The following is a 26,259-nucleotide window of genomic DNA, read 5'->3' on the forward strand; positions in this document are numbered from 1 at the left end:
CTGAAGACGCACGCTTTCGCCCGTCGCGACCCCTCGCCGCGCCAGCACCTTGCGCGAACGCCCGATACGCGCGCGCCCGCGCCGCTAGATTCGGCAGGTGTGAGCGCCACCGCCCCCGAAGCCGTCATCCTGATCCGCGCGCTGCAGTTCCGGCCCAACCCGGCGACCGCGGCCGACAACGCCTTCCAGGCCGAGCCCGACGACGGCGAGACGCCCGACGAGACCGCCGCGAAGGCGCTCGCCGAGATGGACGCGGTCGCCGAGGCGCTCCGGGCGGTCGGCGTCACGGTGCACGTGTTCGAGGACGAGGACCACACGCGCCCCGACAGCGTGTTCCCCAACAACTGGCTCTCCACCCACGCCGGCGGCGCCGTCGCCGTCTACCCCATGTACGCATCCAACCGCCGGCATGAGCGCCGGACCGACGTGCTCGAGATGCTGAAGAGCACGTACCGGGTGCAGACGATCATCGACTACTCGGGGCTCGAGCCCGACGGCATCTTCCTCGAGGGCACCGGCGCGATGGTGCTCGACCACGTCTCGCGCGTCGCGTACATGGCGCGCAGCCACCGCGCCGACACGAACGTGCTCGAGCGGTTCTGCACCGACTTCATGTACGAGCCGATGGTCTTCGACGCCGTCGACGCCGACGGCGTGCCCGTCTACCACACCAACGTCATCGCGTGCGTGGGCACCGACGTGGCGCTCTTCGCGCTCGACATGATCCCGGATGCGCGGCGTCGGCAGGAGGTGCGCGAGCGGCTCGAGGTGCACTGCCGGAAGGTCGTCGAGCTCACCGAGGAGCAGGTGCGCGAGTTCGCCGGGAACGCGGTGGAGCTCTCGGGTCGCCGGCCCGACGGTCGCCGCCGCACGATCATGGCGATGTCGGAGCGGGCGCGCAGGTCGCTGCGGCCCGACCAGATCGCGGTGATCGAGGAGTCGTGCGAGATCGTCGCGGTCGACATCCCCACGATCGAGCTCGCGGGCGGCTCGGTGCGCTGCATGATCGCGGGCGTGCACCTCGACCCGCGGCCGGCGCGCGAGCCCGAGCTCACCGAGGCGGTCGAGGCGATCGCCGAGGAGCCCGAGACGATGGACGGCACCGAGGCGGCGTCAGAGCTGGAGAGCGCGGGCTGAGCAGCTGCCGCACGGGATGCGGCGGCGCGCGCGGGCGGAGGGTGCCTTGCAGACATACCCCCCTGGGGTATAACGTGGACCCAGCCAGCATCGGGCGGCGGCGCGAGTCCGCCCGAGGAAGAGGTCCTGATGAACGCCCCCTCCCGTCTCGGCCTGTACGGCCTCGGGCTCGTCGCCGCCTTCGGCGCGGCCTTCCTGGTCGCCGGCGCGGTCGTGCCGGAGTCCGCCGTCGAGGCGCGCACCGCCGAGGTGGAGGACGCGCACGGCTCCGACGAGCAGAGCCCGTCCGCAGGCGCGGCCGCGCCGACGCTGCCGGGGCTCTCGCTCGACGCCGACGGCTACCGGCTGAGCCCGATCACCGCGCCCGCGGAGGCCGGCGAGGAGGCCGAGCTGCGCTTCTCGGTGCTCGGTGCCGACGACCAGCCGCTGCTCGAGTACACCGAGGAGCACGAGAAGGACCTGCACCTCATCGTCGTCCGCCAGGACGGCAGCGAGTTCCGCCACGTGCACCCCGAGATCGATGCCGAGGGCACCTGGTCGATCCCGTGGAGCTGGGAGGAGGCGGGCACGTACCGCGTCTTCGCCGACTTCACGCCGGGCGACGCCGAGAGCGGCGTGACGCTCACCCGCACGCTGAGCGTCGCCGGCGACTTCGAGCCCGTCGCGCAGCAGGACGAGGTGCGCACCTCGCAGACCGGCGGCTTCGACGTCGAGCTCATCGGCGACCTCGCCGCGGGCGGCAGCTCGACGCTCACCCTCGAGGTCACCCGCGACGGCGAGCCCGTCACCGCCATCGAGCCGTACCTCGGCGCCTTCGGCCACCTCGTGGCGCTGCGCGACGGCGACCTCGCCTACCTGCACGTGCACCCCGAGGGCGCCGAGCCCGAGGCCGGTCAGCGCTCGGGCCCCACGGTCGAGTTCGCCACCGAGGCGCCGACGCCCGGCCGCTACCTCCTCTACTTCGACTTCCAGGTCGACGGCGAGGTGCACACCGCCTCGTTCGTGCTCAGCACGGACGGCGAGGCCGCCGAGGGCGACGACCACGGCGACGACGACCACTGACCTGCTGCGCCAGCGCACGCATCCGCACCCACTGAGGACCCGAGAGCCATGACCACATCCGACGTCGTCGTCAGCGACCGCCCCTCGAGCAGCTACGAGCTCGAGATCGGCGGCATGACCTGCTCGTCGTGCGCGATGCGCATCGAGCGCAAGCTGAACAAGCTCGAGGGCATCGAGGCATCGGTGAACTACGCCACCGAGAAGGCCCGGGTCACCGCCCCCGAGGGGTTCGACCCCTCGCTGCTCATCGCGGAGGTCGAGAAGACCGGCTACACCGCGACGCTACCGAAGCCGAGGGCCGCCGAGGCGCAGCCGGGCGACGACGAGGAGCCCGTCGACCACGAGCTCGTCGCGCTGCGCCAGCGGCTCATCGGCTCGATCGTGCTCTCGGTGCCCGTCATCCTCATGGCGATGATCCCTGCCCTGCAGTTCACCTACTGGCAGTGGCTGTCGCTCGCCCTCGCCGCCCCCGTCGTCGTCTGGGCCGCGTGGCCGTTCCACCGCGCCGCGTGGATGAACCTGCGCCACGGCGCGGCGACCATGGACACCCTGGTGTCGGTCGGCACCGGCTCCGCGTTCATCTGGTCCCTGTTCGCGCTCTTCTTCGGCACCGCCGGCGTCCCGGGCATGACGCACCCCTTCGAGCTGTCGATCGCGCCGAGCGACGGCGCCGCGAACATCTACCTCGAGGTCGCCGCCGGCGTCACGATGTTCATCCTCGCGGGGCGCTACTTCGAGAAGCGCTCGAAGCGCCAGGCGGGAGCGGCGCTGCGCGCGCTGCTCGAGCTCGGCGCGAAGGACGTCGCGGTGATGCGCGGCGGCGCCGAGGTGCGCATCCCGATCGACGAGCTCGCGGTGGGCGACGAGTTCGTCGTGCGCCCCGGCGAGAAGATCGCGACCGACGGCGTGATCGTCTCCGGCATGTCGGCCATCGACGCGTCGATGCTGACCGGCGAGTCGGTCCCCGTGGAGGCCGGCCCGGGCGACGCCGTCACGGGCGCGACCGTCAACGCGAGCGGCCGGCTCGTCATCCGGGCCACGCGAGTCGGCTCCGACACGCAGCTCGCGCAGATGGCCAAGCTGGTCGAGGATGCGCAGTCGGGCAAGGCCGAGGTGCAGCGCCTCGCCGACCGGGTCTCGGGCATCTTCGTGCCGGTCGCCATCGGGATCGCGGTCGTCGCGCTCGGCGCCTGGCTCGGCGCCGGCTTCCCGGTCGCGAGCGCCTTCACCGCCGCGGTCGCGGTGCTCATCATCGCCTGCCCCTGCGCGCTCGGCCTCGCGACGCCGACGGCGCTGCTCGTCGGCACGGGCCGCGGTGCGCAGATGGGCATCCTGATCAAGGGCCCGGAGGTGCTCGAGTCGACCCGCAAGGTCAACACGATCGTGCTCGACAAGACCGGCACCGTCACGTCCGGCAGGATGACGCTCGTCGACGCGGTCGCCGCGCCGGGCACCGACCGCGGCCAGCTGCTGCGCCTCGCCGGCGCGATCGAGGACGCCTCCGAGCACCCGATCGCCCAGGCGATCGCCAAGGGCGCCACCGAGGAGCTCGACCTCCTGCTGCCGCCGGTCGAGGACTTCCGCAGCATCGAGGGCAAGGGCGTCACCGGCGTCGTCGACGGGCACGCGGTGCTCGTCGGCCGCCAGTCGCTGCTCGACGACTGGTCGGTGGCCGTCGATGACGAGCTGCAGCGCCGCAAGGCCGCAGCCGAGGAGCAGGGCAAGACCGCCGTGCTCGTGGCCTGGGACGGCGAGATCCGCGGCCTCCTGGTCGTCGCCGACACCGTCAAGCCGACGAGCGCGCAGGCGATCCGGCAGTTCCGCGAGCTCGGGCTGACGCCGATCCTGCTCACGGGCGACAACGAGACGGTCGCGAAGCGGATCGCCGCCGAGGTGGGCATCGACGAGGTCATCGCCGAGGTGCTGCCGAGCGACAAGGCCGACGTCATCTCGCGGCTCCAGTCCGAGGGCAAGGTCGTCGCGATGGTCGGCGACGGCGTCAACGACGCGGCGGCGCTCGCGCAGGCCGACCTGGGCCTCGCCATGGGCACCGGCACGGACGCCGCCATCCAGGCATCCGACATCACGCTCGTCAGGGGCGACCTGCGCAGCGCGGCCGACGCCATCCGACTCGCCCGCCGCACGCTCGGCACGATCAAGGGCAACCTCTTCTGGGCCTTCGGGTACAACGTGATCGCGATCCCGCTCGCGGCGCTCGGCCTGCTCAACCCCATGATCGCCGGCGCGGCGATGGCGTTCTCGAGCGTCTTCGTCGTCGGCAACAGCCTCCGCCTCCGCTCCTTCCGGAGCCGTGCGGAGGAGCGCCCGGCGGCGGAGCCCGCGCGGGCGTAGCGCCGGAGCCTCCGGCGGCCGAGCGGCGCCGTCGTCGCCCCGCGGTCGGTCGTGTGCGAGAATCTGCGTATGCGCGCAAGCTTGCAAGAAGCCGACGAGCCGGTCGAGCTCGCGGTCGAGGTCTTCTCGATGCTCGCCGACGCGACGCGGGTGAAGATCCTGCTGGCGCTCCGCGAGGGCGAGCAGTCGGTCGGCGACCTCGCCGCCGCGGTGCGGAAGCCCACGCCCGGCGTCTCGCAGCACCTCGCCAAGCTGCGCCTCGCGCGCATGGTGGTCGCCCGCCACGAGGGCACCCGCGTCTACTACCGACTCGCCGACGACCACGCGAGCGAGCTGGTCGCCGTCGCCATGCACCAGGCCGAGCACATGCTCGGCACGGCCCCCGAGCACCTCGGCGTGCCCGAGGAGGTGGGCGGCGACCGTGCGTGAGGTGCTGCGGAACCCCGCCTACGCCAAGCTCTTCAGCGCGCAGATCGTCGCGCTGCTCGGCACGGGCCTCCTGACGGTCGCGCTGGGCCTCCTCGCCTTCGACCTCGCGGGCGGCGACGCCGGCGTCGTGCTCGGCATCGCCCTCACGATCAAGATGCTCGCGTACGTCGGCGCCGGGCCGCTGCTCATCGCGGCGACCAGCCGCGTGCCGCGGAAGGCGCTGCTCATCGGCGCCGACGTCGTGCGCGCCGCGATCGCGCTCATGCTGCCGCTCGTCGGCGAGGTGTGGCAGATCTACGTGCTCATCTTCCTGCTGCAGTGCGCATCCGCCACCTTCACCCCCGCGTTCCAGGCGGTCATCCCCGAGATCCTGCCCGACGAGCGCCAGTACACGCGCGCCCTCTCGCTGTCGCGGCTCGCCTACGACCTCGAGTCGCTCGTGAGCCCCGCGCTCGCCGCCGCGCTGCTGCTCGTCACGAGCTACTCCAACCTGTTCCTCGGCACCGTCGTCGGCTTCGCGCTCTCGGCGCTGCTCGTCGTCGCGACGCGCTTCCCCGCGATCGAGGCGCAGCAGGGGCTGACGTTCTTCCAGCGCCTCACGCAGGGCGCGCGCATCTTCCTGCGGCATGCCGAGCTGCGGGCGCTGCTCGCGCTCAACCTCGCGGTCGCGGCGCCCACGGCGATGGTGATCGTGAACACGGTGGTGCTCGTGCAGGACCGGCTCGCGCGGCCGCAGGCGGATGTCGCGTTCCTGCTCGCCGCCTACGGCGCGGGCTCCATGGTGGTCGCACTGCTGCTGCCGCGGCTGCTCGAACGCGTGCCCGACCGCACGGTCATGCTCGCGGGCGCCGCGTCGGCGACGCTGGGGCTCGGAGGGACGACGGCCGCGCTCCTGACGGTGCCGTCCTGGCCGATGCTGCTCGCGCTCTGGGCGGTGCTGGGAGCGGGCAACGCCGCGATCCTCACGGCCTCGGCACGGCTGTTGCGGCGCAACGCCTCCACGCAGGAGCGGCCGGCGGTCTTCGCCGCGCAGTTCTCGCTCTCGCACGCGTGCTTCATCGTCACGTACCCGCTCGCGGGCTCGCTCGGCGCGGCGATCGGCCTCGGCTGGACGGCGCTCGTGCTCGGTGCGATCGCGGGCGTCGCCACCCTGGCGGCCGCGCTGCTGTGGACGAGCCGGGAGCCGGCGCGGCTCGAGCCCGTCACCGATTGAGGATCGGTCGCGGAACGAGGAGGCTCGCTCCTCGATCCGCGGCGGGCTCCGATTCGCTCCTCGATCGGTCGCGCGGCGCAGCCATGACCGCGTGGGCGCGGCCGAGTGCCTGGTGGCACTGCGATACTCGGGGCGATGAAGGCGCACGAGACCGTGATGGGCTGGGTGACGGCCGAGCTGCAGAGCGGCCGGCTGTCGATCGGCGATCACCTGCCCGGTGAACGCGCGCTCGCCGAGACGCTGGGCGTGTCGCGCGGATCGCTGCGGGAGGCCCTCCGCGTGCTCGAGGCGGTCGGCGCCATCCGCACCTCGACCGGCTCCGGCCCGCGCTCGGGCACGATCATCACCGCGTCACCGGGTCAGGCGCTCGCCCTCTCGCTCAACCTGCAGCTCGCGACCCGCCACGTCGAGCACGCCCACGTGTTCGAGGTGCGGCTGCTGCTCGAGGCCTGGAGCGCCGAGCACGCCGATCTCGCCAGCGGCGACTGGCCGACGGCCGAGCGCCTCCTCGACCGCATGGACGACCCCGGGCTCGGCGTGCCCGAGTTCCTCCAGCTCGACGCCGAGTTCCACGTCGCGCTGTCGCGCGCGGCGGGCAATCCGCTCATCAGCACGCTCATGGACGCGCTGCGCACCTCCATCGCCGACCACACGCTCGCGCGCGCGCAGGCGCTGCCCGACTGGCCGACGACGGCGACGCGGCTCCGCGCCGAGCATCGCGGCATCTATGAGCGGATGCGCGCCGACGACCGGGAGGGCGCTGCAGCGCTGCTTCGCGACCACATCCGCGGCTACTACGCCGAGACCTCGACGGAGCCGGACGGCGCTCGCACCGCGACGGACGCGACGGGGTAGCGACGCGCTCCGCCGGTGCGGACCGCGCGCCTTCGGCGCTTGACGGCGGGTGCCCGCTGCTCTATCGTCGCTGTGGTCTGACCACATGGTCCGACCACACTCGAACGCTTCTCGAAGGAGAGAAACCGTGTCCAGCACCTCTGCTCCCGCAGCTCAGCCGCCGCATCGGCTCAACTACCGCGTCCTGTTCGGCAGCCTCTCCGGCAGCGTCATCGAGTGGTTCGACTTCCTCGTGTACGGCACGGTCGCCGCCCTCGTCTTCAACCGCATCTTCTTCCCCACCGACGACCCGTTCATCTCGACGCTGCTGGCCTACGCGTCGTTCTCGCTGACGTTCTTCTTCCGGCCCATCGGCGGCGTCGTCTTCGCGCACATCGGCGACCGGATCGGCCGCAAGAAGACGCTGTTCCTCACGCTGATGCTGATGGGCGGCGGCACCGTCGCGATCGGCCTCCTGCCCGACTACTCGGCGATCGGCATCTGGGCCCCGATCCTGCTCGTCCTCTTCCGCATCATGCAGGGCATCGGCATCGGCGGCGAGTGGGGCGGAGCCCTGCTGCTGGCCTACGAGTACGCACCGAAGCACCGCCGAGGCCTCTACGGTGCCGTGCCGCAGATGGGCATCAGCCTCGGCCTGCTCCTCGCCTCGGCCGTCGTCGCGCTGCTGACGCTCATGCCCGAGGACCAGTTCCTGGCATGGGGCTGGCGGATCCCGTTCGTCGCGAGCGTCGTGCTGGTCTTCATCGGCCTGTGGATCCGCAACGGACTGGACGAGACGCCCGAGTTCCAGCGGATCCGCGACACCGGCGCGCGCCTGCGCCTGCCCATCAAGGAGGTCGTCACGAAGCACTGGGGCGCCGTGCTCGTCTCGATCGGCGCGAAGGCCGCCGAGACCGGCCCCTTCTACATCTTCGGCACCTACGTGATCGCCTACGCCACGAACATCCTCGACGTGCGCCAGAACATCGTGCTGCTCGCCGTCGCGGCCGCGGCGCTCGTCGCCACGGTGTGGATGCCGTTCTTCGGCCATCTCTCCGACCGCGTCGGCCGCGCCGTGCTCTACCGGATCTCGGCGACGGCGACGATCGTGCTCGTCGCGCCCTACTTCTGGGTCCTGAACACCGGTGAGACGTGGGCGGTCTTCGCCGCGACCATCGTCGCGTTTGGCCTGCTGTGGGGCAGCGTGAACGCGATCCTCGGCACGCTGATCGCCGAGAGCTTCAGCCCCGAGGTGCGCTACACCGGCGCGACGCTCGGCTACCAGGTGGGCGCTGCGATCTTCGGCGGCACCGCGCCGCTGATCGCGGCGTGGCTGCTCGAGGCGAGCGGCGGCGAGTGGTGGCCGATCGCCGTCTACGTGGCCATCTGCGCCGGCCTGTCGGTCGTCGCCTCATTCTTCATCTCGCGCGTCGCGCACGTCGAGGCGACGCAGGAGGCCACGACGAGCGATCCCGTGCCCGACGTGCGCTGAGCGCCGCGCCAGCCGCGCCCATCCGTCCCGCATCCACACCGAGGAGCATCATGAAGCGACAACTCCCCCGACTCGGCGAGCTCGCCGAGCTCATGCAGTTCAAGCGTCCCGACCTCGACGCCCGTCGGCGCCGGCTCGACGCGGCCCTCACGATCGACGACCTGCGGGCGATCGCCAAGCGGCGCACCCCGGCCGCCGCCTTCGACTACACCGACGGCGCCGCCGACGGCGAGGTCTCGCTCACCCGCGCGAGGCAGGCCTTCGAGGACGTCGAGTTCCACCCCGACATCCTGCGGCCCGCCGCGAGCGTCGACACGTCGACGACCGTGCTGGGCGGCCCGAGCTCGATGCCCTTCGGCATCGCGCCCACGGGCTTCACGCGCCTCATGCAGGCCGAGGGCGAGACCGCCGGCGCCGGCGCCGCGGCCGCCGCAGGCATCCCCTTCACGCTCTCGACGCTCGGCACCACCACGATCGAGGACGTCAAGGCGGTCAACCCGCACGGGCGCAACTGGTTCCAGCTCTACGTCATGCGCGACCGCGAGGTCTCGTACGGGCTCGTCGAGCGCGCGGCCGCGGCCGGCTACGACACCCTCATGTTCACGGTCGACACGCCCATCGCCGGCGCGCGCCTGCGCGACAAGCGCAACGGCTTCTCGATCCCGCCGCAGCTGACGCTCAAGACCGTCGTCGACGCGATCCCCCGCCCGTGGTGGTGGTTCGACTTCCTCACGACGCCCAAGCTCGAGTTCGCGTCGCTGTCGACGACCGGCGGCACCGTGGGCGAGCTCATCAACAACGCCTTCGACCCGACCATCTCGTACGACGACCTCGACGTCATCCGCTCCATGTGGCCGGGGAAGCTCGTCGTCAAGGGCGTGCAGAACGTGCCGGATGCGGTGCGGCTCATCGAGGGCGGCGTCGACGGCATCGTGCTCTCGAACCACGGCGGGCGCCAGCTCGACCGCGCGCCCGTGCCGTTCCACCTGCTGCCGCAGGTCGTGCGCGAAGTCGGCCGCGACGCGACGGTCATGGTCGACACGGGCATCATGCACGGCGCCGACATCGTCGCCTCGGTGGCGCTCGGCGCCAAGTTCACGCTCATCGGCCGCGCCTACCTCTACGGCCTGATGGCCGGCGGGCGCCAGGGCGTCGACCGCACGATCGCCATCCTGCGCTCCGAGATCGAGCGCACCATGGCGCTGCTGGGCGTCTCGTCGCTCGACGAGCTCGAGCCGCGCCACGTGACGCAGCTGCAGCGGCTCACGCCGATCGCGCGCGACGCGGCGGAGCGCATCGAGGGCTGAGCGGGCGACTCCTCAGGCCGCCGGCACCCGCCGGCGGCCTGCGAAGCGGCGGCGCAGCAGCAGGCCGAGCGCGAGGCCCAGCGCGACGCCGACGAGGTCGGCGACCGCGTCCCACGGGTCGCCGGAGCGCTCGGCGAGCAGCGCGTGCTGGATGAGCTCGGAGGCGACGGCGTGGGCTGCGAGCGCCGCCCCGAGCCAGGCGGGCGCGAGGCCCGCGAGCACGCCGAGCAGCGCCGGCGCGAGGAACACCGCCGCGTGCAGCACCTTGTCGAGCCCGGGCGCCTGCGGCAGGTCGGACGGCGGGCTCGGCAGGTAGAGCACGACGAGCTGCGCGACGAGCGCGAGCGCGAAGAGCGCCCCCGCCACCCGACGCACGCCCACTCGCATGCGTCGATCGTCGCATCTCTTCCACAGCGGCCCGACGACCCTGCCCCCGGAGTCATCCCTGAGCGCATCATCGGATCATGGCAAGTACGGGGAAGCGGCCCATAACGCGTTGCGTTCATAACGCCACGCGTTATACACTCTGCTCGTGATCCAGTCGTTCGGCGATCGCGAGACCGAGCGGTTGTGGCAGCGCGAGTCGGTGCGGTCGCTCGATCCCCGGATCATGCGGACCGCGCTGCGAAAGCTGGCGATGATCGACGCCGCAGCGACCATCGACGACCTGCGGATCCCGCCCGGGAACCGGCTCGAAGCACTCAAGGCAGGACGAGCAGGTCAGCACAGCATCCGCATCAACGACCAGTGGCGCATCTGCTTCGTCTGGACGTCGAGCGGCCCGACCGGCGTCGAGATCGTCGACTGCCACTGAAGGAGGAGCGATGAGCAAGCTGGAGCCAGTGCACCCCGGCGAGGTGCTCCACGAGGAGTTCCTCGTGCCGCTGGGCGTCACGCAGCACCGGGTCGCGGTCGCGATCGGGGTGCCGCCCCGCCGGATCAACGAGATCGTCCACGGCAAGCGCCGCCTCACTGCCGACACGGCGCTGCGGCTCGCACGCTACTTCGGCACCTCGGCGCAGTTCTGGGTGAACCTGCAGTCGCGCTTCGACCTCGAGAGCGAGCGCGACCGCATCGGAGCGCGCCTGGAGGAGATCCGCCCGCTGCAGTCGGCGTAACGGGGGCGCGCGCGCAACCGCGCCGCCCGCCTACCGCACGAGCAGCAGCTTGCCCCCCGGCGCATCCGCCGACCCCATGAGCGCGTGGGCGCGGTCGGCCTCGACGAGCGGCACCGTCGCGCCGATGACCGGCCGCAGCTGCCCCGCGGCGAAGCCGGGCCAGATGCGCTCGCGCACCTCGGCGATCACAGCCGCCTTCGAGCCGCGCCCGGTGCGCGGGCGGGCGCGCAGCGTCATCGCCCGCAGCGTCACGCGGCGCTGCATGAGCCGGCGGAGATCCACCTCGGCGCGCGTGCCGCCCTGCACGGCGATCACCGTGAGGGTGCCGTCGAGCGCGAGCGCCTCGAGGTTGCGGCCCAGGTAGTCGGCGCCGATGACGTCGAGGATGGCGCCGGCGCCGCGGCCCTCGGTGGCGGCCTGCACCGCCTCGACGAAGTCGTCGGCGCGGTAGTCGATGACGAGCTCGGTGCCGAGCGAGCGGCAGAGCTCGTGGTGCCGGGCGCTCGCCGTGGTGGCGACGCGCCAGCCCGCGGCGCGCAGCAGCTGGATCGCCATCGTGCCGATGCCGCCGCTGCCGCCGTGCACGAGCGCGAGGTCGCCGGGCTCGGGCGCGGGCAGGTCGCGCATCGCGGTCCACACGGTGCACACCGCCTCCGGCAGCGCCGCGGCCTCGGCGAGCGGCACGCCCTCGGGCACCGGCAGCAGCTGCGTCGTCGGCACCGCTGCCCGCTCGGCGTAGCCGCCGCCGGCGAGCAGCGCGCACACCTCGTCGCCGACCGCCCAGCCGGTCACGCCCTCGCCGAGCGCGACGATCGTGCCCGAGCACTCGAGGCCGAGGATCTCCGACTCCCCCGGCGGCGGCGGATACTTCCCCGCGCGCTGCATGAGGTCGGCGCGGTTCACCGCGGCCGCGGCGATCTCGACGATCACCTCACCGGGCGCCGCGACCGGGTCGGGCACCTCCGTCCACGTCATCGCGCCGTCCGCGTCGTGCTGCATCGCCTTCATGCCGTCCGCCCTTCTCCGCTGAGTCCTGTCCTGGTCGCCCACGCCCGGCTGGCCGCGATCCCGGCCGCCCCGATCGCCAGCGCGGTCGACAGCCCCACGACCCCGCTCCATCCGAGCTCGTCGTAGAGCACGCCGCCGAACCACCCCCACAGTGCCGCACCCGCGAGCCAGCTGAGCTGGTAGAGCGCCGTGGACTGCGCGCGGCCCCGGTCGGCGGCGAGCCCCGAGAGCGTGCTCGACATCGGATGCGCCATGAAGGTGCCGACCGTCAGGAGCGTGATGCCGGCGAGCAGCACCCCGATGCTCGTCGCCTGCATCGGCAGCGCGGCGAGCGCGACGGCGACGCCGCCGCCGAGCACGACGGCCCACGGCGGGATGCGCGCGGCGAGCGCGCCGGCGACGCGGGCGCTCGCGGCCCCGGCGAAGTAGACGAGGAAGAACAGGCTCGCGAGCGCGGCCGGCACCCGGAACGGGTCGTCGATGAGGTGGAAGCCGAGGTAGTTGTAGACGGCGGTGAACGCGCCCATCACGAGGAAGCCCTGGACGTAGATCGAGACCGTGGTCCAGCGCGACAGGTGGTGGCCGACGTTCCAGAGCGCCTCGCGCATCGAGACGACGCGGCCGTCGCGCTGCTCGATGCCGCGCGGCAGCAGCACGAAGAAGAGCAGGCACGCGATCAGGCCGATGCCGGCGACGACGAGCAGGCCCACGCGCCAGTGCAGCAGCTCGCTCACCGGGCCCGCGATCACGCGGCCCGTGACGCCGCCGATCGTGTTGCCGGTGATGTAGACGGCCGCCGCGGCCGGCACCCGGTGGCGGGGCAGCACCTCGACGAGCAGCGCCATCGCGACCGCCTGGATGCCGCCGAGCGCGACGCCCGTGAGCGCGCGCATCGCGATGAGCGCCTCGAGCGTCGGCGCGAGCGGCGCCGCGAGCGCGAGCACCGTCGTGGCGATGAGGCTGATGCGCATCACGGCGGTGCGGCCGATGCGATCCGAGAGCCACGCCCACGGCAGCACCGACAGGGCGATGCCGGAGGTCGTGGCCGAGACGGCGAGCGACGCGGTCGCGCTCGAGATGCCGAGGTCGCTCGCGAGGCTCGGCAGGATCGCCTGCGCGTCGAACAGCTGCGAGAAGGTGGCGAAGCCGGAGACGAAGAGCGCCGCGACGAGCGACCGCTCCCGCCCGTCGGGCCTCACCGCCGGCGCGCGTCCTCCGCGCGCTCCTCCTCGCTGCGCCCGTCGGCGTCGGCGGCCGCCGCGTCGTCCGCGACCGCGGCCGTGCCGGCGCCGGCGCCCGCACCGTCCGTGCCGGGCTCCGCCGACGCATCCGCCCCGCCCTTGCCCGCACGCTTGCCGCGCGTGACGGGCACGAGGCCGGTGGGCGGCGGGATGTGCCGGGCCTGCTCGAGGAGCGCCGGCTTGCCCTTGCGGAGCCGCCGGACGAACGCGATGCCGAAGCCGAGCGCGAGGGCCGAGTAGATGGTGATGGCGATGGGGTCGCTGACGAAGATGGCCGGGTCGCCGCCGGAGATGAGCAGCGACTGGCGCACCGACGCCTCGAGGATCGGCCCGAGCACGAAGGCGAGCACGAGCGGGCCCGGGTCGAAGCCGGTGCGCTTCATGAGCCAGCCGAGCACGCCGAAGCCGAGCACGAGCCAGATGTCGAACGGGTCGTTCGAGATCGAGAAGGTGCCGATGAGCACGATCGCCATCGCGAAGGTGACGAGGATGCCGATGGGCACGCGCAGCAGCTGGATGAAGATGCCGACCATCGGCATGTTGAGCACGAGCAGCATCGCGTTGCCGATGAGCATCGACGCGACCACGCCCCAGAAGATGTCGGGGTGGTTCGGGATGAGGCCGGGCCCGGGCGTGATGCCCTGGATGAGCAGCGCGCCGAAGATGAGCGCGAGCACGACGTTCGAGGGGATGCCGAGCACCAGCAGGGGCACGAAGGCGGAGGTCGAGGATGCGTTGTTCGCGGTCTCGGGGCCGGCGACGCCCTCGATGGCGCCCTTGCCGAACCGCGAGGGGTCCTTCGCGACGCGCTTCTCGAGCGCGTAGGAGGCGAGCGACGAGAGCACGCCGCCGCCGCCGGGGAGCACGCCGATGAAGAAGCCGAGCAGCGAGCCGCGGGCGATCGGCAGGGCCGACTGCTTCGCGTCCTCGCGCGTGGGGAGGATGCGCTTGATCTTCTTCGCCACGAGCTGCATGTGGCCGCCCTGTTCGAGGTTGTGGAGGATCTCGCCCACGCCGAACAGGCCCATCGCGATCGCGACGAAGTCGAAGCCGTCGAGCAGCGACGCGCTGTCGAAGGTGAAGCGCGGCACCCCGCTGATGGGGTCCTGGCCGACGACCGACAGCAGCAGGCCCACGGCCGCCATCGTGAGCGCCTTCCACATCGAGCCCGTGCCGAGCGAGGTGACGAGCATGAGGCCGAGCACCATGAGCGCCACCATGGCGACCGGGCCGAAGGCGAGCGCGGCCTCGGCGAGCATCGGCGCGAAGATCGCGAGGCCGATGACCGAGACGACGCCGCCGATGAACGAGCCGATCGCGGCGATGCCGAGCGCGGGCCCGGCCCGGCCCTGCTTGGCCATCTGGTAGCCGTCGAAGGTCGTGACGACGGAGGCGGCCTCGCCGGGCATGCGCAGCAGCACCGAGGTGATCGTGCCGCCGTACATCGAGCCGTAGTAGATGCCGGCGAGCATGATGATCGCCGTCGCGGGGTCGAGCGCGTAGGTGAGGGGCAGCAGCAGCGCGATGGTGGCGGTCGGGCCGAGGCCCGGGAGCACGCCGATCGCGGTGCCGATGACGACGCCGACGAAGACGTAGAGCAGGTTGATGGGGTCGAGCGCGACCCCGAAGCCTTGGAGCAGTCCGTCGAGCACGTCGTCACATCCAGGAGGTCAGGGGCGTCATGAGCACGTCCCGCGGCAGCGGCACGCCGAGCACGACGTCGAAGAGCAGGAAGAGCGCGATCGCGCCGCCGGCCGCGAGCGGTGCGGCCGTGCGCCAGCGCATGTCGCCGAACATGCGCAGCCACAGCAGCATGAGCAGCATCGCCGGCACGGTGAAGCCGAGCAGCGTGAAGAGCGCCGCGAAGACGACGAGCGAGGCGAGCGCGATGAGCGTGCGCACCGAGGAGGTGCCCCACGACTCGTAGTCGTCGAGCGAGTCGGTGATGGCGACGACGACGGTCGCGCCGAGCAGCACGACGGCGGCGATGAACGGCCACAGCCCCGGCCCCGGCATGCTGCCGGTGCCGAGGCCGTAGCCGATGCTGAGGACGATGGCCGCCACGCCGACCGCGCCGAGCAGCGCCACGGCGCTCCAGCGCGCGATCCTGCGTCCGCGGAGCCCCTCGGGGCGCTCGGATGCGTCGGTCACGGCGTCGGGCCCGGTGCGGTCGGCGAGGTCGGTCATGTCGGTCAGCTCGAGAGGATCTCGGTGTAGACCTCCTCGGCCTCCGTGAGGAAGCCGTCGAAGTCCTCGCGGTCCTGGTACTCGGCGGGCACGTAGTTCTCGCCGATCGCCGCGACCGTCTCCTCGTCCTCGAGGCAGCCCTCGAGCGCGTCGGAGAGCGTCGTGACGACGTCGTCGGGCGTGCCGGCCGGGGCCGCGAGCGCGTAGATCGTCACCGCGAGGGTGAGGTCCTCGTAGCCGAGCTCGGCGAGCGTCGGCACGTCGGGGAGGTGATCCTGGCGCTCGGGCGACGAGACGGCGAGCGCGTTGAACTCGCCCGACTCGATGCGGTCGACGACGTCCTGCTGGTCGTTCACGAAGATCGCGTCGACGTGGCCGCCGAGCAGGGCCGTGATCGCGCCGGCGCTGCCGTCGAAGGGCACGACCGTGACGGGCACGCCGTACTCCTCGCTGAGGCGCTGCAGCTCGATCGCCTGCGGCGTCGATGCGCCCGAGACGCCGACGTTGATGGTGGTGCCCGACTCGGCGGCCGCGAAGAGCTCCTCGGCGGTCGTGTGCGGGGAGCCCTCGCCGGTGATCATGATCATCGGCGAGTAGGAGATGACGCCCACGGAGGTGATGTCCTCGCGGGAGTAGTCGAGGCCGTTCGCGAGCGGCGAGAGCACGACCATGCCGGGCGAGACGATCGCGATCGTCTGGCCGTCGGCGGGCTTCGAGATCATGTCCTGCAGGCCGACCGCGCCGGAGCCGCCCGTGACGTTCTCGGCGATGACGTTCGTGTCGAGCGTCTCGCTGAGGCACGGTGCGAGCGCGCGCGCCGTGACGTCGGTGGGGCCGCCGGCGGCGTAGGGGATGACGAAGCGCACGTCGCCTGCGGGGAAGGCCGAGCCGCCCTCGCCCTCGGGCGCCTCGGTGGCGCCGCCGCCGCCCGCCGCGCTGCTGCAGCCGGCCAGCAGTGCGATTCCCATGATGGCGCCCGCCGCGATGAGCGACCGGCCGTTCTTGCTGCTCATGCTGCGCATGGCGCTCCTAACTTCGTTGTCAGACACCCTGAGTGTAACTTTCGAGAGTCCACTCTCAAAATCCACTGCCGCGACAGTAGTGGGGTGCGCTCCGCAGCGTCAACCGGCGATGACGAATCTTGATCGTCTCGAACCGGCCCGAGCGGGGTGGGTGGGGACGCGCGCTAGATGTACCCGGTCAGCAGGTTGGTTGCAGTCGGCTGACGGGTGGGGGCCGATGGCTGAGTGGGTGCGTTCAGTGTTGTAGCGCTCGAGCCAGGGGGCAAGGGCGGCTGCGCGCTGGTCGTTGCTCGTGAACGGTTGCCGGTAGGCCCATTCGGTCTGCAGGGTGCGGTTGAAGCGTTCGACTTTCCCGTTCTGCCAAGGGCAGTGGGGTCGGATGGACACCTGCCGGGCGCCGAGCTCGGCGACGACGGCGTGGAGCGAGAACCGGTAGGCGAGCGCGTTGTCGGTCATCAGCCGCTCGATGCGGGCGATGCCGTGGGTCCCGAAGTAGGCGGCAGCGCGGCGGAGGAAGCCGGCGCAGGTGATGCCCTTCTCGCCATCGCGGCGGCGAGGTGCGCCCGCTTCCAGCCGGCCAGATGCCGGTCGATGATCAGCCGCCTCCCACGCGATGTCAGGCGGGCGTTAGCGTGAGACACGAGGACCTCCGTTGGTCAGTGAAGCGTCGACAACTCCACTCAACCCGCGGGGGTCCCCCTCACACCAGTGCCACCAACGTCCCGACCGGGTACAGCTAGAGCACTTCGAGCGCCTGCTCGATGAGCCTCGCGACCTGCTCTGGGGCCTCGACATGCGGGAAGTGACCTATCTGGGGCAACGAGATCACCTCGACCCGCGCCGCGTGGGTGAGCCGCGATGCAGCGGCATCCACCATTTGGCGCGTGACGACCCAATCTTCAGTCCCGTGGACGAGCGTCACGGGCACCGTGACCAGCGCCATGCGGTCGCGAATATCGCCGTGCGAGTAGGCCGTGAGATCGCCGCGCTGCGCCGGCGCGTTGATGGATCGCACTCCCCATCGGATGAAGTCCCGGCCCGCCGGGTCGGCAGCGGCGCCGACGAGGCTCATGGTGAAGTCCATGTTGGCGTGCGGCAGGCTCACGCGAGGGTCGCACATCATGTCGAGCGACGACTGCGAGATGGTGGGCGTGCGGTCGGCACCTTGCAGCGCGACCGTCGCGACAACCCTCGCGTCGATCGTCGGCATCAATAGCGCGAGGTTGCCCCCCATCGAGCAGCCGCAGAAGGCGTAGCGCTCCACGCCTACGGCGTTCGCGAAGTCGCTGATCCAGGCGCCGATCGCCTCGATGTCGTCGAGGCAGCCCGACTCGCCCAACGGCCAGCTGCGACCATGCCCGGGCAGGTCGGGGGCGATCAGCCGGAAGCGTGACGCGAGCTCTTCCATCACGCCGTGCCATTGCCTCCCGTCGCGACCTGCGGTATGGAGCAGGATGACGACAGGGCCCTGGCCCGCCTCTTCGAAATATGTCTTCAAGCCCAGGACATCGACGTACGAGCCGCTGATCATGCGGCCTCTCCTCTCGGCTTGAGCAGCGCCGCGATTGCGGGCATCGCCCACGACGACACGACAGGGTCGGCGCGGACGGCAAGTCTGCCGAGGTGGACGTTCGTCTCCCGTACGAGCGCGTGCTCGCCGGACAGGACCGCGAACCAGGCCTCGGCGGGGCCGGTGATCGTGATGTCGGCATCGCCGATCGGTGCAGCGCGAGCACCCGCCCTCGACAGCGCGAAGCACGCACGGGCGCCCTCGCTCTCGACCGCGATGAGGAGCTCAGGCAGGTGACGTGACTTGTCGCGGACTTCCTCACTGCGAGCGGAGTCCCGGAGCCGATCCTCGAGCAGCGGACCGAAGGGGAGTTGAGGCCTCGCAGGCGCGAGGAACGCCTCGTAAGCGGAAAGCGTCGACTCGATGGCGTCGGCCGACTGTCGCGGATACCAGACCGTCGCGGCGGTGGGCATCACGGTCGCTTCCGGGGCCAGTCGGGGCGCCACTGCCAGAGCACCGGCGAGCATGTCGGCCGGGCCCGCGCAAATGAGTGCCGGGTGTTCGAGCAGCCGCAACCGATCCGCGGTCGGGTACTCGAACGCGGCTCGATAGGTGAGCGGGTACGTTGCACCGCTCTTGAGCAGTCCAATGGTCCAGTCGTGCAGCATCTCGACCGGCGGCACGCCGATCGCGCGCGCGGCCGCGCGCGACCGCTCGTACCAAGGCCAGAAGAGGAACATGTCGCGTCGGAGCTGCCAGGCGCGCAGCACGTGGTCTCCGAAGTCGGTCGCCGAGATGTCGTGGAAGTAGCGCTGCACGAGCTCGCGCACCTCGGCCGTGTCCATGAGGATGGGCGCCTCGAGGACGAGTCTCCCGATCCGCTCTGGAGCGATGAGGGACATCTCGAGCGCGACGTTAGCGCCGGTGTGCGTGCCCCACACGTCGAAGGAATCGAGATGCAGGGCGTCGGCGAGCTGCAGGAGCGACCGTGCGATCCACGGCACGTCGATCGGGCCCTCGGGCTTGCTCGAGTCGCCATTCCCGAGATAGTCGACCGCGATGGCGGTGCGCGAGCGGGCGAGGCGCTCCGCGACGACCGCGACGGGTTCGGCCGATCCCGGCGCACTCGGCAGAATGAGGACCGCGCGGCCCTCGCCGGTGATCCGGCAGTGGAAAATGCCGCTCGGCGTCATGACGTAGCGCCTGCGCGCGGGCGGCGCGGACGGGACCACGGGAAGCGGCGCGGCATCGATGCTCGCAACCCAACGCGCCGCGGCCTGCTCTCCTTCCCCCCGCCGTGGCGCGGCAGGATTGGCGCCCGACGCCAGCGCACGCCACAGCTCGAGATAGCGCCCGGGATCTCGCGCGGCACTGAGAAACGCCGCCTCGATCGCCTCGACGCTCTCGAGCGGTGCGCCGTGGGCATCGACCCGCGCCCCCGCCCCGAGGAGCGCACTGTCCCGGAGGAAGCTCCACAGCCGCACGAGGTGCGTGCCGTCCGCGCGCACGGTGAGATCGGGCGGCGCGGAGACTCGCTGCGTCCGACCGGGACCCACAAAGACCCCGACGAGCCCCGCGTCCACCGCCGCGGCCTCGATGAGCGCTTCGGCGATCGGGGCGGCGTGGCCGAATGCGACGAGCGGCGCCGCGACCGCTCCGATCTTCCGCCGGGTCTCGACGATCAGCTGGACGAGACGATCGACGCTCAACGCGTCGCCCGCCGGCAGCTCGCTCTCGCCGAATCCGGGCAGCTCGATCCCGATGAACTCCCTGTCCGGCTCGAGTGCCGCGAGCCGCCCAACCGCGGAGCTTGTCGCGGTCGTGAGATCGCTCAGCACGATCGTCGCGGCGCCGGAGCCCGCGCGCCAAAGCCGCACGGACGCGGCTCCCGCGTCGACGAACTCGGGCATCACCCCGGCGCTCACCGCGCCTCCGCCTGGGCGCGCACGAACGCGAGCGGCCGGATCGGCGAACCGGTCGCACCGCGAAGATGCAGCGGCGACGCCGCGAAGAAGAAGCTGTCGATGCCGCGGCCGACGAGCTGCTCGAGGTTCAGCGCTTCGATGATCGAGATTCCTGTCTCGACAAGCAGGTGCACGTGCACGTCGAGCGAGTGGTTGGGCACCTTCTCGAACGAGATCGTGTCGGTGCCGGCCGCGCGGAGCGAGCGCGCGCTGAGCCATCGGCCGCCGTCGAGGGTGACGCCGGGCAGACCCGACATCGCTCCGATGAACGTCTTCGGGTCGTCCCACTTCGCGCCCCAGCCCGTGCGGATGAGCACGATCTCCCCGGCCTTGGGCTGCTCGCGCTCCGAGAACCACGCGTCGAGGAGCTCCGCCGTCGCGCCGTCGTCGGGCGTGAGCGGTCGGCCCAGGAGCAGCGGCAGATCGACGAGGTGCGCGACGGCGAACATCGGGCTCAACGTGTGCACGGAGTGCCAGCCCATCCCCTCTCCATACGACTGCGCGGGAATGATGTCGACGTCGTGCAGCATCCGCCCGTCGCGTGCGACGTGCGAGAAGCCGTCAACGTGCGTGCCGACGTGGCCGCTCGTTGTGATCATCTCTGCCGCCCCGGAGACGCCGCCCGGGTAGACCACGTCGCCGTGCTTCTTCGTGAGCGTGAAGCTGTAGGGCGGATGGGCAGGGTGATGTGGGATGCCGGTGTACATCGGCTGCGAGAGGTCGACTAGCTCGTAGTCCCCGGGCGGAGGGAAGGCCACCGGCATCCGCCACGAGAGCCGCTCCTCGTGCTCGTTCATTCGCGTACCTCCGCCAGCTCCTGCTCATGGTCCGGCGCGTCGCCTCGCACCGGGCCTTCCTCGGCCGCGCGCCGCCGCCGCTCGGCGAGACGCTCGCGGATTGAGGTCGCAATGCCGGCCAGGCCTCCTGGCCACAGCACGAGCACGACCGTGAGGACGATGCCGAGGACTATGTCGTCGCCGTGCGCGCCGAGAGAAAAGAGCTGCTGCTGCAGCACCAGGATCGCGGTCCCAATGATGGGTCCCAGCAGCTGTCGCCTGCCAGGCAGGATGATCGCCGTCAACATCAGCAGCAGGAAGTACGGCTCAAAGAGATTGAGGCTCACGTAGGACCGCAGGTAGGCATACAGCCAACCAGCGATCGCCGAGACGGGTGCCGAGATGACGAACACCATGAGGCGCGTGCGACCGGCGTCGATCCCGAGCGATGCCGCGAGCGGTCGATTGGACTGCACCATCGTCGCCGAGACGCCGAGCCGCGAGCGGCGGAAGCGCGAGACGAAGAAGACGACGAGGGCGAGGCACGCGAACGCGATCGGCCAGATCTGCTCCGGCGTCAGTGCGACATAGCTGCCACCGAACGCCGGCAGCTCCATCGGAGGAATGCTGACGATCCCGTCCGTGCCACCGAGGAAGGGTGTGTTGGCCACCACGGTCAGTGCGATGAACGCCGATCCGTACGTCACCAGTGAGAAGACGAACGCGCTCGTCCGGAGCGTGAAGAGCCCGACGATGAGGGCGAGGACCACGGTCAGCACGAGCGAAGCGCCCAGAGTCGCCAGCGTCGAGAAGCCCCACTTCGTCGCGGCGATCGCCGTGATGTAGGCACCGGCCGCGAAGAAGAGCGTGTGCCCCAAGCTCACCTCGCCGAGATAGGACAGCACGAAATCGGCGCCGTAAGCCATGATCGCGAAGATCGCAACGAGCACCAGCGTCTCGTAGGCGAGCGAGCCGCCGCCGAAGACGCTCGGCAGCAAGTAGGCGACCGCGCCGATCGCGACGTAGAGCAGCCAACGGGCGCGCAGCAGCGCGAGCGCCGCCGCGCCGCGCGAGACGTTCTTCGTTGCGGTCATCGGACCCCGACCTCCTGTCGGCGAGCGACCAGGAATACGATCACGACTGCGAACGCAGCCGCCATGGCATACCCGGCGACCCAAATCTGGCTGATGAGCGCCACGAACAGGCCGAGCCCGATCGCGGCGATGAAGTTGCCCCAAATCCGCCCGATGCCGCCGATCACGACGACCGCGAAGGTGATGATCACCTCTTGGAAGCCGATGGACGTCAAGATGGGCCCGCGGGGCGTGAGCGCCCATCCGGACACCATCGCGGCCGCGACGGAGAAGCCGAGGACGCCGGCGTAGATCCACATCGGATTGATCCCGTAGAGCGTCGCCAGCGGCGGATCCTCGGAGACGGCACGGACGTAGGCGCCAGCCCTCGTGCGCTTCAGGACGAACCAGACCGCCACGTACATGACGACCGCGAGCACGATGATGAGCGCATCCTGGTGCGGCAGTCGCGAGTCACCGAAGGCAATCTGGCCACCGGCCAGCGGACTCGGCACGATCTGCGGGTTGTCGCCGAAGACGATGCCGGCAAGGCCGCTGAAAGCGAAGCCGATCGCGAGGGTCGCGAGCATGATGCTGACGAGGTTCCGCTCGGCGATGAGCCGCGCGAGCACGAATTGCATGAGCGCGCCGATGATGACTCCGCCGAGGATGATGAGCGGCAGCGCCAAGTAGTACGGGATGCCCAGTTGCGCGACGAGCCACCAGGTGGTGAAGCCGCCGAGCATGTAGAGCTGACCGGTGGCGAAGTTGACGAGGCGCGCAGCACCCAACAGCACGGTCCAGCCGATCGCCAGCAGCGCATAGCCCGCGCCGAGCGCGACCCCATCGGCCAGCAGATCCATGAGCCTCATGCGTGGGTACCCCCCAGGTAGACGGCGCTGATGCGCGGATCATCGGCGAGTTCGGCGGCGGGCCCTTGCACCACGGTCCTTCCGCGCTCGATGAGGTGCAGCTCGTCGGCGACGGCGAGCGCGGCACGCACGTTCTGCTCGACGAGCAGCACGGCGAGCCCAGTCGTGTCGACGAGCCGCCGCACGCTCCGAAGGAGCTCCTCGACGATCTTCGGCGCGAGCCCGACGGATGGCTCATCGAGGATGAGCACCTGCGGTGCGCCGCGGAGCGCCCGGGCCACGGCGACCATCTGCCGCTCACCGCCCGAGAGGCTGCCCGTGATCTGCCCCTGGCGCTCGCCCAGGTTTGGGAAGATCTCGAAGATCTCGTCGAGCTCGTACGCCCGCCTGGCTGCGTCCTTCGGAGGTCGAGCGAGCGTGAGGTTCTCCTTGACGGTCATCTGGGCGAACGCCCCCAGTCCCTCCGGTACGAGCGTGACGCCGAGCCGGGCTCGCGCGTGCGCCGAGAGGCCGGAGATGTCGCGACCGGCGAGTTCGACGCGGCCGGTGACCGTCGGCGTGCCACGGGACCAGCCCGCGACGGCGCCGACGAAAGTGCTCTTGCCGGCGCCGTTGCCGCCCGCTACCGCGACGAGCTCCCCCTCGCGGATGCGCATCGACATGCCGTCGACCGCCCGGTTGCCGCCGTAGCGCACCGTGACCTCGCTGGCGACGAGCACGTCGCGGCTCATGCCGCGGTCCCGAGGTAGGCCTCGAGTACGTGAGGGTCCGCCTGCACGTGCTGAGGGGTGCCGGCAGCGATCGTCCTACCGCGGTCGAGCACGATCACCTCGTCCGCCACTGCCATCAGCAAGTCCATGTGGTGCTCGATGAGCACGACGGCGACTCCTTCGTCCCGCAGGTCATGCAGCACGTGCTGCAGGTGCTCGAGGTCCTCGCCGCCCACGCCCGCGGCCGGCTCGTCGAGCAGGAGCGCCCGCGCCCCCTCGCCATAGGCGAGCGCGATCGACATCGTGCGCTGCAGGCCGTAGGGCAGCTTGTCAGGATTCGAGCCGAAGAAGCGCGAGGCGATGCCGAAGCGCTCAAGCAGTGCCGCGGCCTGGTCCCGGGTGTCGGAGCGCTTGCGCGCCTCGATCCACGGCGCGACGAGCGACGTTCCGAGCCCCACCTCCCGCGTGAGCACGAGCGATGACGTCGCGTTCTCGAGCACGTCGAGCTCGACGAAGAACGAGTTCTGCTGGAACGTGCGACGGAGGCCCGCGCGCGCGAGCCGCTGGTTGTGCCACCGGCTCACGTCCTGGCCGTCGAGCACGATGCGGCCGCTCGCCTTCGGCACCGATGCCGTCATGCCGGCAAAGGTGCTCGACTTGCCTGCGCCATTGGGGCCGATGAGGCCGAGGATGCGGCCCGCGTCAGCCGTGCAGGCAAAGGACTCGAGCGCAGTGTACGCGCCGTATCGGATCGTGAGGTCCTCAACCCTCAGAACGGGCGACGCGGCCGCGCCGCCCGTCCTTGCGTCAGTCAGCGGCGCCAACCTGCCACACCCCTTCCGGGATCTCGATCGGCTGCACGGGAACCGGCTGACCGTCCTCGATGCGGTAGATCTGCACCGTCGCGGTCATCTGGCCCTGCTCGGTGACGGTCACGTCGCCGAGGATCGTGTTCTCGAACGACCCGCCCTTGATCGCGTCCGCGACCGCGGCCGCCTCGGTGGTGTCGATCTCCTCGACGGTCTGCGCCCAGAGGATGAGCGATTGCGCCGTCACCGCGGCCCAGCGGTTGGGTGCCTCGCCGCCGCGCAGCTCGGAATAACCCTCTGAGAGAGCGACGTTCGCCTCGTATGACGTGAACGGCTCGTTCGACGGGTAGTAGATGTCGGCCGAGATCCAGCCCTCGGCAGACTCCCCCGCGAGCTCGATCGTCTCCGGGAACACCGTGCCGAATCCGGCCATCAGTTGAGAGTCGAGTTCGGCGGCCGTGAGCTGCTGCATGAGCACGACCTGCCCGGTGAGAGCCTGAGAGGCGAAGGTGATGGCGACGTCCGGGTCGGCGGCCTTGACGTTGCCGACGGCCGTGCGGAAGTCAGTGTCCCCCGTCTCGAACTGCGCCGACTCGACGATCTCCACGCCGCCAATCGACTCGAGCTCCGACTCGAATTGGGCGAGGGCGTCCTGGCCGTAGGCGCTGTTCTCCCAGAGGATGCCGACGGTCTCGGCGCCGGAGTCGGCGATGTAGCGGGCGGCAGAGTAGCCGGCGACCTCGCTGTTGGTGTTGATGCGCAGCGCGTTCGGGTCGGCGTCGCCGAACATCTGCGACGTCTGCGAGCCAGCGACGAAGTACAGCATGTTGGCGCGTGCCGCGATGGGCTGGACTGCGAGCGTCACGGCGCTCGCGTACCCGCCCAGGACCGCGTCGACGTCGTCTCGGACGAACTCGTTCATCGCCGTGACGCCGATCTCGGGGGTCGACTGGTCATCCTTGAAGATCAACTCGATCTCGCGGCCGTTGACGCCGCCCTGCTCGTTGATGATGTCGGCCTGCACCGTGATGCCGTCGCGCATCGCCTCACCGACGGCCGAGAGCGCGCCGGTCGTGGGGACGAGCACCCCGACGCGGTACGGGCCGCTATCGTCGCCGGTGTCCGAACCGGCGGTCGGGCTCCCCTCCGTGGTATTCGCGCAAGCCGAGAGGGCGAGAGCCCCGACTGCAATGGCGGCAAGCCCAATACGGGTGCGACGACGCATGAGATCTCCTTCGATCCTGGCGCTCCGGGCCACGCGATGCGGCATAACCGAAGTGCACTATCACTTGGGACCTCAACCTAAGGAGCGCGTGAGTGCGGTGTCAATGCGCATCGCGGCCCGATAAAGACGCCTGATCACTGCGCCGCCGACCTCACGGCTTGTCGCGCGGCTAGTGTCGTCGGAACGGCGCCGCTGACCGGAGCGCTGCCGATTCCGCGCGAGAGGGGGCAGGATGAACACAGGCGCTCTTCCTGCGGGCCGACCGGTCGGCCGTCGTGGTCGGGCGAAACTGCTGCGGCAGCAGCAGATCGCGGAGGCCGCCGCCCGTCTCCTGCTGACCCACTCTTTCGAAGAGATCACGACGAAGGCTGTGGCGGCTGAGGCCGGCATGGGTGAGGCGACGCTGTTCCGCCACATCGGCTCGAAGCACGAGCTGCTGACGATCGTCTACGGCGACCAGCTCGATGCCGAGCTCAACCGCATCGAGGAGGAAGACTCGCGCATGGTCGCCCAGCGCCGAGCCGATACGCCGACTGCGGCGTTTTTCATCGAGCGCGTCCTGAACGCCTACCGTTTGCGATGCGCGTTCTACCTCATCAACCCGGCGAACGCTTCGCTCTACCTGCGCGAGGGCTTCAAGCCCGGTACGGAGAGCGCGCGCCACATCTCACAGGGCGACCGTACTATCCGACTTGTCGCGCAGATCCTGCGGGAAGGTCAGGACGTCGGCACGTTGACCGGAATCGTCGACCCGCTCGTCGTCGCGCAGAACTGCCACGGCACGTACATGCACGAGATCGACCGGACGCCCGTTCGCGGCTTCGACCCGGCCACCATATGGGAGAGACTCGAGGTGCGATTGCGCGCACAGCTCGAGCCCCTCGCCGCGCCGCGGAGTCAGACCTCCTGACCCGCGTC

Annotated in this window: 25 protein-coding genes and 1 pseudogene; 11 read left to right on the forward strand and 15 right to left on the reverse strand. The window is 71.0% G+C overall.

The window, feature by feature from the left end:
• Positions 1-99: 99 nt before the first annotated feature.
• From ctlX to J2X49_RS03590, 8 genes are all read left to right on the forward strand, one after another.
• On the forward strand, positions 100-1,137 hold the full coding sequence (gene ctlX / locus J2X49_RS03555) for a citrulline utilization hydrolase CtlX (protein ID WP_310122614.1): 1,038 nt from the start codon (positions 100-102) through the stop codon (positions 1,135-1,137).
• Between the two features lie 129 nt (positions 1,138-1,266).
• Positions 1,267-2,199 (forward strand): heavy-metal-associated domain-containing protein, encoded by a 933-nt coding sequence (locus tag J2X49_RS03560; protein WP_310122617.1) that lies wholly within the window; start codon positions 1,267-1,269, stop codon positions 2,197-2,199.
• A 48-nt stretch (positions 2,200-2,247) separates the two neighbouring features.
• A complete protein-coding gene (locus tag J2X49_RS03565; protein WP_310122619.1) occupies positions 2,248-4,551 on the forward strand; it encodes a heavy metal translocating P-type ATPase in 2,304 nt (767 codons plus the stop codon).
• 69 nt (positions 4,552-4,620) lie between these two features.
• The gene (locus J2X49_RS03570; RefSeq protein WP_310122621.1) at positions 4,621-4,980 is read left to right on the forward strand and encodes a metalloregulator ArsR/SmtB family transcription factor; all 360 of its coding nucleotides are present in this window, start codon (positions 4,621-4,623) and stop codon (positions 4,978-4,980) included.
• A complete protein-coding gene (locus J2X49_RS03575; RefSeq protein WP_310122625.1) occupies positions 4,973-6,193 on the forward strand; it encodes an MFS transporter in 1,221 nt (406 codons plus the stop codon). Before J2X49_RS03570 ends, J2X49_RS03575 begins: the two co-directional genes overlap by 8 nt.
• 135 nt (positions 6,194-6,328) lie before the next feature.
• Positions 6,329-7,048, forward strand: coding sequence for an FCD domain-containing protein (locus tag J2X49_RS03580; RefSeq protein WP_310122629.1), 720 nt, complete (start codon positions 6,329-6,331; stop codon positions 7,046-7,048).
• A gap of 127 nt (positions 7,049-7,175) precedes the next feature.
• A complete protein-coding gene (locus tag J2X49_RS03585) occupies positions 7,176-8,519 on the forward strand; it encodes an MFS transporter (protein WP_310122632.1) in 1,344 nt (447 codons plus the stop codon).
• A gap of 50 nt (positions 8,520-8,569) precedes the next feature.
• Complete coding sequence (locus tag J2X49_RS03590) at positions 8,570-9,826, forward strand: alpha-hydroxy acid oxidase (RefSeq protein WP_128189029.1); 1,257 nt, start codon at positions 8,570-8,572, stop codon at positions 9,824-9,826.
• A 12-nt stretch (positions 9,827-9,838) separates the two neighbouring features.
• On the opposite strand, the gene J2X49_RS03595 is transcribed toward J2X49_RS03590, so the two are convergent.
• On the reverse strand, positions 9,839-10,213 hold the full coding sequence (locus J2X49_RS03595) for a VanZ family protein (protein ID WP_310122636.1): 375 nt from the start codon (positions 10,211-10,213) through the stop codon (positions 9,839-9,841).
• Positions 10,214-10,358: 145 nt separating this feature from the next.
• Here J2X49_RS03595 and J2X49_RS03600 point away from each other — a divergent pair, with 145 nt between their 5' ends.
• Together J2X49_RS03600 and J2X49_RS03605 are read left to right on the forward strand one after the other, a co-directional pair.
• Positions 10,359-10,640 (forward strand): type II toxin-antitoxin system RelE/ParE family toxin, encoded by a 282-nt coding sequence (locus J2X49_RS03600; RefSeq protein ID WP_310122638.1) that lies wholly within the window; start codon positions 10,359-10,361, stop codon positions 10,638-10,640.
• A gap of 10 nt (positions 10,641-10,650) precedes the next feature.
• Positions 10,651-10,944: a HigA family addiction module antitoxin gene (locus J2X49_RS03605; protein ID WP_146355902.1), complete on the forward strand. Its 294-nt coding sequence runs from the start codon at positions 10,651-10,653 to the stop codon at positions 10,942-10,944.
• 30 nt (positions 10,945-10,974) lie between these two features.
• Here the strand turns inward: J2X49_RS03605 and J2X49_RS03610 are convergent, their stop codons facing one another.
• From J2X49_RS03610 to J2X49_RS03675, 14 genes and pseudogenes are all read right to left on the reverse strand, one after another.
• On the reverse strand, positions 10,975-11,952 hold the full coding sequence (locus tag J2X49_RS03610) for an NAD(P)H-quinone oxidoreductase (protein WP_310122643.1): 978 nt from the start codon (positions 11,950-11,952) through the stop codon (positions 10,975-10,977).
• Complete coding sequence (locus J2X49_RS03615) at positions 11,949-13,151, reverse strand: MFS transporter (protein ID WP_310122645.1); 1,203 nt, start codon at positions 13,149-13,151, stop codon at positions 11,949-11,951. Before J2X49_RS03615 ends, J2X49_RS03610 begins: the two co-directional genes overlap by 4 nt.
• On the reverse strand, positions 13,148-14,845 hold the full coding sequence (locus J2X49_RS03620; RefSeq protein WP_310122647.1) for a tripartite tricarboxylate transporter permease: 1,698 nt from the start codon (positions 14,843-14,845) through the stop codon (positions 13,148-13,150). The genes J2X49_RS03615 and J2X49_RS03620 overlap by 4 nt, the downstream gene beginning before the upstream one ends.
• Before the next feature lie 4 nt (positions 14,846-14,849).
• Positions 14,850-15,380 (reverse strand): tripartite tricarboxylate transporter TctB family protein, encoded by a 531-nt coding sequence (locus tag J2X49_RS03625; protein WP_310122649.1) that lies wholly within the window; start codon positions 15,378-15,380, stop codon positions 14,850-14,852.
• A gap of 5 nt (positions 15,381-15,385) precedes the next feature.
• A complete protein-coding gene (locus tag J2X49_RS03630) occupies positions 15,386-16,402 on the reverse strand; it encodes a tripartite tricarboxylate transporter substrate binding protein (RefSeq protein WP_310122651.1) in 1,017 nt (338 codons plus the stop codon).
• A 178-nt stretch (positions 16,403-16,580) separates the two neighbouring features.
• Positions 16,581-16,942 (reverse strand): annotated as a pseudogene (locus J2X49_RS03635) (integrase core domain-containing protein); the annotation flags it as partial.
• A 196-nt stretch (positions 16,943-17,138) separates the two neighbouring features.
• Entirely contained in the window at positions 17,139-17,933 is a 795-nt protein-coding gene (locus J2X49_RS03640; protein ID WP_310122654.1) for an alpha/beta hydrolase, read from the reverse strand.
• The gene (locus J2X49_RS03645; protein ID WP_310122657.1) at positions 17,930-19,822 is read right to left on the reverse strand and encodes an alpha/beta hydrolase; all 1,893 of its coding nucleotides are present in this window, start codon (positions 19,820-19,822) and stop codon (positions 17,930-17,932) included. The genes J2X49_RS03640 and J2X49_RS03645 overlap by 4 nt, the downstream gene beginning before the upstream one ends.
• A gap of 11 nt (positions 19,823-19,833) precedes the next feature.
• Entirely contained in the window at positions 19,834-20,673 is an 840-nt protein-coding gene (locus J2X49_RS03650; protein WP_310122660.1) for a cyclase family protein, read from the reverse strand.
• The gene (locus J2X49_RS03655; protein ID WP_310122662.1) at positions 20,670-21,746 is read right to left on the reverse strand and encodes a branched-chain amino acid ABC transporter permease; all 1,077 of its coding nucleotides are present in this window, start codon (positions 21,744-21,746) and stop codon (positions 20,670-20,672) included. Before J2X49_RS03655 ends, J2X49_RS03650 begins: the two co-directional genes overlap by 4 nt.
• Positions 21,743-22,588 (reverse strand): branched-chain amino acid ABC transporter permease, encoded by an 846-nt coding sequence (locus tag J2X49_RS03660; protein WP_310122665.1) that lies wholly within the window; start codon positions 22,586-22,588, stop codon positions 21,743-21,745. The genes J2X49_RS03655 and J2X49_RS03660 overlap by 4 nt, the downstream gene beginning before the upstream one ends.
• Before the next feature lie 5 nt (positions 22,589-22,593).
• Positions 22,594-23,328: an ABC transporter ATP-binding protein gene (locus J2X49_RS03665; RefSeq protein ID WP_310122668.1), complete on the reverse strand. Its 735-nt coding sequence runs from the start codon at positions 23,326-23,328 to the stop codon at positions 22,594-22,596.
• On the reverse strand, positions 23,325-24,131 hold the full coding sequence (locus J2X49_RS03670; protein ID WP_310122670.1) for an ATP-binding cassette domain-containing protein: 807 nt from the start codon (positions 24,129-24,131) through the stop codon (positions 23,325-23,327). Before J2X49_RS03670 ends, J2X49_RS03665 begins: the two co-directional genes overlap by 4 nt.
• Positions 24,115-25,341, reverse strand: a complete 1,227-nt coding sequence (locus J2X49_RS03675; protein ID WP_310122672.1) for an ABC transporter substrate-binding protein — start codon at positions 25,339-25,341, stop codon at positions 24,115-24,117. The genes J2X49_RS03670 and J2X49_RS03675 overlap by 17 nt, the downstream gene beginning before the upstream one ends.
• A 232-nt stretch (positions 25,342-25,573) precedes the next feature.
• Between J2X49_RS03675 and J2X49_RS03680 the strand changes: the two genes are divergently transcribed.
• Complete coding sequence (locus tag J2X49_RS03680) at positions 25,574-26,251, forward strand: TetR/AcrR family transcriptional regulator (protein ID WP_310122675.1); 678 nt, start codon at positions 25,574-25,576, stop codon at positions 26,249-26,251.
• Positions 26,252-26,259 lie beyond the last annotated feature (8 nt).

It is taken from the genome of Agrococcus sp. BE272 (assembly GCF_031457935.1).
Classification (GTDB): Bacteria; Actinomycetota; Actinomycetes; order Actinomycetales; family Microbacteriaceae; genus Agrococcus; species Agrococcus sediminis.

Coding starts and splice junctions, on each gene's coding strand:
- J2X49_RS03655 (WP_310122662.1), bottom strand. CDS start 21,746: ATGACCGCAACGAAGAACGTCTCGCGCGGCGCGGCGGCGCTCGCGCTG.
- J2X49_RS03565 (WP_310122619.1), top strand. CDS start 2,248: ATGACCACATCCGACGTCGTCGTCAGCGACCGCCCCTCGAGCAGCTAC.
- J2X49_RS03650 (WP_310122660.1), bottom strand. CDS start 20,673: ATGAACGAGCACGAGGAGCGGCTCTCGTGGCGGATGCCGGTGGCCTTC.
- J2X49_RS03595 (WP_310122636.1), bottom strand. CDS start 10,213: ATGCGAGTGGGCGTGCGTCGGGTGGCGGGGGCGCTCTTCGCGCTCGCG.
- J2X49_RS03580 (WP_310122629.1), top strand. CDS start 6,329: ATGAAGGCGCACGAGACCGTGATGGGCTGGGTGACGGCCGAGCTGCAG.
- J2X49_RS03605 (WP_146355902.1), top strand. CDS start 10,651: ATGAGCAAGCTGGAGCCAGTGCACCCCGGCGAGGTGCTCCACGAGGAG.
- J2X49_RS03675 (WP_310122672.1), bottom strand. CDS start 25,341: ATGCGTCGTCGCACCCGTATTGGGCTTGCCGCCATTGCAGTCGGGGCT.
- J2X49_RS03645 (WP_310122657.1), bottom strand. CDS start 19,822: ATGCCCGAGTTCGTCGACGCGGGAGCCGCGTCCGTGCGGCTTTGGCGC.
- J2X49_RS03665 (WP_310122668.1), bottom strand. CDS start 23,328: ATGAGCCGCGACGTGCTCGTCGCCAGCGAGGTCACGGTGCGCTACGGC.
- J2X49_RS03560 (WP_310122617.1), top strand. CDS start 1,267: ATGAACGCCCCCTCCCGTCTCGGCCTGTACGGCCTCGGGCTCGTCGCC.
- J2X49_RS03680 (WP_310122675.1), top strand. CDS start 25,574: ATGAACACAGGCGCTCTTCCTGCGGGCCGACCGGTCGGCCGTCGTGGT.
- J2X49_RS03630 (WP_310122651.1), bottom strand. CDS start 16,402: ATGCGCAGCATGAGCAGCAAGAACGGCCGGTCGCTCATCGCGGCGGGC.
- J2X49_RS03660 (WP_310122665.1), bottom strand. CDS start 22,588: ATGGATCTGCTGGCCGATGGGGTCGCGCTCGGCGCGGGCTATGCGCTG.
- J2X49_RS03640 (WP_310122654.1), bottom strand. CDS start 17,933: ATGATCAGCGGCTCGTACGTCGATGTCCTGGGCTTGAAGACATATTTC.
- J2X49_RS03610 (WP_310122643.1), bottom strand. CDS start 11,952: ATGAAGGCGATGCAGCACGACGCGGACGGCGCGATGACGTGGACGGAG.
- J2X49_RS03590 (WP_128189029.1), top strand. CDS start 8,570: ATGAAGCGACAACTCCCCCGACTCGGCGAGCTCGCCGAGCTCATGCAG.
- J2X49_RS03625 (WP_310122649.1), bottom strand. CDS start 15,380: ATGACCGACCTCGCCGACCGCACCGGGCCCGACGCCGTGACCGACGCA.
- J2X49_RS03570 (WP_310122621.1), top strand. CDS start 4,621: ATGCGCGCAAGCTTGCAAGAAGCCGACGAGCCGGTCGAGCTCGCGGTC.